A 6,184-nucleotide genomic window follows, 5' to 3' on the forward strand; every position below is an offset into this window, starting at 1 on the left:
GATCCAGCCGCCGGCCAGCGTGCCCTGCTTCTTGATGGCCCAGAGCGCGGTGTCGTCCACGACGAAGCTGGTCTGCAGCGAGGAGTCCTCGACGCCGTTGAACTTCAGCGTGACCGTCGAGCCCGCCAGCGAGGACAGGTCGAAGGACTTCTGGCTGTAGCCGGAGGCCTTGTTGAGGTTCGAGTAGGTCGCCAGGGTCTTCGAACCGGCGGTGACCGTCAGCTTGTCGTACTGGGTGCTGGTGGTCGTCTCCGCACTGTCGATGTGCAGGTAGAAGGTCAGGGTCGCCTTGCAGCCCGCGGGGATCGTCACCGACTGGGACAGGGTGTCGGTGTGCGAGGAGCCGTAGCCGTCCAGCCAGGCCTTGTAGGAGCCGCCGTGGGCCGCCTCACCGGTGTCGTTGGTGATGACGCCGCTGGTGGCGCTCCAGCCGGTGCTGCCCGACTCGAAGCCCGGGTTGGCCAGCAGCTGGGTCGACGTGCAGCCGCCTCCGCCGCCGGAGTTGACCGTCCACGTGAAGTCCGCGGTGCCGGTCGCACCGGTGGAGTCCTTCACCGTCACGGTGGTGCTGGACGTGCCCGCCGTGGTCGGCGTGCCGGTGATCAGGCCGGTGGAGCCGTTGATCGACAGACCGGCCGGCAGCCCGGAGGCGCTGTAGGTCAGCGCACCGCTGTTGGTGCTGCTCGCCTGCACCTGGAGGCTGACCGCGGTGCCGACGGTGGAGGTCTGGTTGCCCGGGTTGGTGACCGTCACTCCGTTGCCCGGCGGGGTCACGTGGCTGCCGACGTTGATGCCGGCGAAGGCGTTGGCGACCCCGGCGTACTGGGCGGAGTTGGCGCCGTACAGCGCGGTCGCCGCGTTCAGGGCGGCGGTGCGGGCAGCGGCGTAGTTGGTGCTGGACGTCATGTACGTCGTCAGCGCCTTGTACCAGATCTGCAGCGCGGCGGCGCGGCCGATGCCGGTGACGGCGACGCCGTCCGAGGTCGGGCTGTTGTAGGTCACACCGTTGATGACCTTGGTGCCGCTGCCCTCGGACAGCAGGTAGAACATGTGGTTCGCCGGGCCCGAGGAGTAGTGCACGTCCAGGCCGCCGACACCGGAGTACCAGCTGTCGGCGGAGCCGCCGTCCTTGCTGGGCTTGTCCATGTAGCGCAGCGGGGTGCCGTCGCCGTTGATGTTGATCTTCTCGCCGATGAGGTAGTCACCGACGTCGCTGGAGTTGTTGGCGTAGAACTCCACGCCGGTGCCGAAGATGTCGGAGGTCGCCTCGTTCAGGCCGCCGGACTCACCCGTGTAGTCCAGGCCGGCGGTGTTGGAGGTGACGCCGTGGCTCATCTCGTGGCCGGCCACGTCCAGCGAGGTCAGCGGGTCGTTGTTCCCGGAGCCGTCGCCGTAGGTCATGCAGAAGCAGCTGTCGTCCCAGAACGCGTTCACGTACGCGTTGCCGTAGTGGACACGGGAGTAGGCGCCGACGCCGTCGTTCTTGATGCCGCTGCGGCCGAAGGTGTTCTTGTAGAAGTCCCAGGTCTCCTGTGCGCCGTAGTGCGCGTCGGCGCCCGCGGTGGCGGCGTTGGAGTTGGTGCCGTCACCCCAGGTGTCGCTGGACTGCGAGAACAGTGTCCCGGTGCCCGAGGAGCCGTGGTTCAGGTTGTACGTCTTGTGACCACCGCGCGTGCCGTCGGTCAGCGTGTACGTCGAACCCGACTGGGTCGTGGTCATCGTGACCTGGCCGCTGTACCGGGTGTTGCCGACACCGGTGTCGACCGCCTGGTACCGGTACAGCTCCTTGCCGGTTCCGGCGTCGGTGATGACGTGCAGCCGGCTGGGAGTGCCGTCGTCCTGGAAGCCGCCGATCACCGTCTCCCAGGCGAGCTTCGGGGTGCCGTTGCCGGCCCAGATCACCTTGCGGGCGCTGTCGGCGGTGGGCTTCGCGGCGTCGAGGGACCTGGCGGTCTTCAGCGCCTTGGTCTCCGCGGCCGACTTGGTGAAGGTCGCGGTGGTCGAGGCGACCTTGATCCTGTGCTTGTTGTTGTACGTGGTGCTCACGGTTCCCGCGGCCAGGGAGGCGGGCGGGGTGTGCACCACGAGGTCGCCGCCGAGGACGGGCAGACCGGCGTAGGTGCGCTCGTAACGGGTGTGCACCGTGCCGTCGTTGTCCTTCACGACGTCCTTGACGACCAGCTTCTCCTGGGCGCCGAGCCCCAGTGTGCGGGCGGTCGCGGCGGTGCTCTGCTGGGCGCTCTTCATCAGGGCGCGGTGCTGGGCCGGGCTGAGCTTGGCCTCCAGGCCGCCGGTGCGCAGCGGGCTGGGGTGGGCGGCGGGGTGGGCGGTCGCGGGGACCGCCTGGATGCCGACGGCGAGGAAGGCCGCGGTGGAGACCAGGGCGGCTCCGACCGTGGCCCGCTTGTGGGGAAGGGGTCTGTGGGGTCTCACTCGTACTCCTCATGCTGCGGCCGCCGGGTCGCGGCCGGTGACAGACCGGGCGAACGGGTCTGCTGCCCGGCTGAGTTGAGCTGTGCGGGACCGTGATCCGTGAACGGGGTGGGGAGAACCGAGGTGCGCAGGGAGAATGACAGGATTGACCAGTCCATGCCACCCGATGGGGTGGCAATCGAGGGTTTTCCCTATGAGGCGGGGGTCGGACACCGGACGAACGGCCGGAAGTCGCCGGGCCGCTTCCGGCCGGGCCGCTCACAGACGCACTGCCACAGAGGCACGGCCACAGACGCACGGTCGCAGACGCACGGTCGCAGACGCACGGTCGCAGACGCACGGTCGCAGGCGCACGGTCTGACGACGTACGGCTGGGGCGCGATCCCCGTCGAGGCCAGGATCGGCGGCGTCGCCTTCACCACGTCCCTCCTCCTCAAGGACGGCGGCTGTCCGCTGCCGGTCAGGAGCGTCGTGCGGACGCCGCAGGGGCTCGGGGCCCCTCAGGGGACCCTGCCCCGGCAACCACCCGCGAGCAGCGCGTTGTTACCGTTCACGGCGTGTCTGACTCCTCACGCGATACCGCACAGGGCGCCGGCTGGGGCTCGGCCGAGCGCGGCGCCTACCAGCAGCTGATGCCGGACCACGTCGAGAAGCTGTCGTGGCTGAATCCGCGCATCCTGTGGGCCGCCCGCAACGGCGTGCTGGCGTCCTGGTTCGGCGATCCCACCGGGCGTACCCGCAGCCGCTGGGTGGCGCAGCGGCGGGCGGCGGGGGCACCGGCCGACAAGGTGATCCGGCGGGAGGTCCCCGAGCGGTTCTCCTTCCTGGTCATCGGCGACACCGGCGAGGGCGACGCCTCCCAGTACGCCGTCGTCCCGGGATTTCTGAAGACCGGTCAGGACACGGAGTTCGCGGTGATCGCCAGCGACGTGATCTATCCGGTGGGCGGCGCGGGCGACTACGGCACCAAGTTCTTCCGCCCCTACCAGGACTATCCCGCGCCGATCTTCGCGATACCGGGCAACCACGACTGGTACGAGGACCTCGGCGCCTTCATGCGCGTCTTCTGCGGCGACTCCCCGCCGCTCGCCCCCGAGCCCCGGCCCCGCCCGCTCAGCGGCGCCTGGTGGCGCGCCCTGCTCTGGCACCGGCCGGGCCCCACCGACGAGCAACGGCTCGCGCGGGCACGGACGTTGCGGTCGGCGCCCGGCCAGCAGGCCGAGCAGCCGGGGCCGTACTGGGCGATCGACGCGGGCCCGGTGCGGATCGTCGGCATCGACACCGGTCTGCTGGGCACGATCGACGCCGAACAGGGTGCCTGGCTGCGCGAGGTGTCGAAGGGACCGAAGCCGAAGATCCTCGTCACCGGATCGCCGCTGTACGTCGACGGCGAGCACCATCCGTGCGCCATCGAGGGCGGCGGCACGGTGGACGAGATCGTCCGCGCCCCGGAGCACCACTACGTGGCCGCGATCGGCGGCGACATCCACAACTACCAGCGCTACCCGGTCGACGTGGACGGCCGCACCGTCCAGTACGTGGTCGCGGGCGGCGGCGGGGCGTTCATGCACGCCACGCACACCATCCCGCAAGTGGCCGTCGGCGGTGTCACCGAGCGCGACTTCCGCTGCTATCCGCTGCGCGGCGACTCGCTCGCCTTCTACAGCCGCCTGTACGGCCGCCGGCTGCGGCTGCGCCGCCTGTTCCGGCTCACCGAGGCCGAGGCGACCGCGGTCGTCGCCGAACGCCTCGGCATCGAACCGGGCCGCGCGCCCGGCCCCGACGCCCGGGTCACCCGGCGCACCCGGCTGATCGCGGGCCTTCTCGGCACCGGCAGCCGCCCCGGCCGGGGCTCCCGGTTCCGGTTGCCCGTGAAGAAGATGTACACCCAGCTGTTCTCGCCGTCCTCCACCACCTACGACCCGCCGTTCTTCAAGTGCTTCCTGCGGCTGGACGTCACCCCGGACGCGGTCCGGCTGCGCTGCTTCGCCGCCACCGGCAACCGCGCGCAGGAACTGGACCCGCCGGTCGAGGACGAGGTCACCATCCCGCTGGACTGAGCCCCCGCATCGCATCACACGGTTGTCACACTCGCCTGCCAGAATCGGGAAGGAGCCGACGTCAGAGCCGCTGGAGGAAGCCCGTGCCGTCCATCCCCCGCCCACTGCGCAAGCTGGGCTTCCTCACCATCGGCCTGTTCGACGCGGCGGACCCGGCCCGGGGCCACGAGTCCACGCTGGAGATCATCGAGCTGGGTGAGCGGCTCGGCTTCGACAGCGCCTGGGTGCGCCACCGGCATCTTCAGTACGGCATCTCGTCCCCGGTCGCCGTCCTGGCCGCCGCCTCGCAGCGGACGCGGCGGATCGAGCTGGGCACCGCGGTCACACCGCTCGGCTGGGAGAACCCGCTGCGGCTCGCCGAGGACCTGGCCACCGTCGACGTGCTGTCCGGCGGCCGGCTGAACCCGGGCGTCAGCGTGGGCCCGCCGATGCACTACGAACACGTCAAGGGCGCCCTCTATCCCGACAGCGCCGACGCGGAGGACTTCGGCCACGAGCGGGTGCGGCGGCTGCTGGACCTGGTGCGCGGCAAGCCCGCCACCGACTTCAGCGGGGTGGAGGGGTTCGAGACCTACTCGGACGTGGTGCAGCCGCACTCCCCGGGACTCGGGCGGCGGCTGTGGTACGGCGGCGGCAGCCTCGGGTCGGCGCGCTGGGCGGGCGAGCACGGCATGAACTTCCTGACCAGCAGCGTCGTCAAGGCGGAGGGCGGGAAAGGGCCGCTCGACTTCGCCGCGATCCAGCTGTCGCACATCCGGGAGTTCCGCGCCCACCACCCGCAGGGCGAGGCGGCCCGTGTCTCGCAGGGCCTGGTGGTGATCCCCACCGACTCGGCGACACCGCGACAGCGCGCCAGGTACGAGGAGTACGCGGCCGGGCGGCTGCCGCGCACGGCCTCCCCGCAGGGCCCGGCGCGGCTGCTGTTCGCGCCGGACCTCGTCGGCAGCTCGGCGGAGCTCGCCGAACGGCTGCGGGCGCACGCCGCGTTCCGCGAGATCGACGAGGTGGCGTTCGCGCTGCCGTTCACCTTCGGGCACGACGACTACGTGCAGATCCTCACGGACATGGCGACGCGGCTGGGCCCGGCGCTGGGGTGGCGGCCGGCGCACTGACTCACCAACGGCCCGCCCGCGTACCGGTGACCGGTTCCGACGGCCTGCCGTCCACGCCCACCGGGACGTCGCCCGCGAGCATCACCCGGTGCATGATCCGGGGGAAGCCCAGGTGCGCGTTGTCGCCGGGGGCCAGGTGGATGGTGGCCCGGTTGTCCCAGAAGGCGACGCTGCCGGGCTCCCAGCGGAAGCGGACCGTGTACTCGGGGCGGACCGCCTGTTCCAGCAGCATCTCCAGCAGCGCCGCGCTCTCCGGACGGGAGACACCGGTGATCTGCTCCAGGTAGTAGCCGTTGACGGACAGCACCCGCTCCCCCGTCTCCGGGTGCACCCGCACCAACGGGTGCACGGACGCGACCTGGTGGTCCAGCAGATGGCGCAGGTAGGCGTCGTCGCCGGGGCGTGGCTGGTAGCCGACGCCCAGCCGGTGCTCGGCGCGCAGGCCGTCCACGAAGGCACGCACCGGCGCCGACAGCCCGGCGTAGGCGGCGGCCAGGTTGGCCCAGGTGGTGTCGCCGCCGTAGGGCGGGACGGTCTCGGCGCGCAGGATCGTCGCGGCCGGCGGGTCGATCCGGGCGC

4 protein-coding genes and 1 pseudogene are annotated in these 6,184 nt (G+C 71.3%); 3 read left to right on the forward strand and 2 right to left on the reverse strand.

What is annotated here, in order from left to right:
* Window positions 1-2,433: M4 family metallopeptidase (locus AB0N17_RS44815; RefSeq protein WP_366017463.1), on the reverse strand; the 2,433-nt coding region annotated here is incomplete at its 3' end.
* Window positions 2,434-2,790: 357 nt separating this feature from the next.
* Here AB0N17_RS44815 and AB0N17_RS44820 point away from each other — a divergent pair.
* From AB0N17_RS44820 to AB0N17_RS44830, 3 genes and pseudogenes are all read left to right on the forward strand, one after another.
* Window positions 2,791-2,931, forward strand: a pseudogene (locus AB0N17_RS44820) (DUF1905 domain-containing protein); the annotation flags it as partial.
* A gap of 59 nt (window positions 2,932-2,990) precedes the next feature.
* Entirely contained in the window at window positions 2,991-4,493 is a 1,503-nt protein-coding gene (locus AB0N17_RS44825; RefSeq protein WP_366017464.1) for a metallophosphoesterase, read from the forward strand.
* Window positions 4,494-4,576: 83 nt separating this feature from the next.
* Window positions 4,577-5,605, forward strand: a complete 1,029-nt coding sequence (locus AB0N17_RS44830; RefSeq protein WP_366017465.1) for an LLM class flavin-dependent oxidoreductase — start codon at window positions 4,577-4,579, stop codon at window positions 5,603-5,605.
* A gap of 1 nt (window position 5,606) precedes the next feature.
* On the opposite strand, the gene AB0N17_RS44835 is transcribed toward AB0N17_RS44830, so the two are convergent.
* Window positions 5,607-6,184 (reverse strand): TauD/TfdA family dioxygenase (locus AB0N17_RS44835; protein WP_366017466.1); only part of this gene is annotated, 578 nt, incomplete at its 5' end.

This window comes from Streptomyces sp. NPDC051133 (assembly GCF_040682635.1).
Taxonomy (GTDB): Bacteria; Actinomycetota; Actinomycetes; order Streptomycetales; family Streptomycetaceae; genus Streptomyces.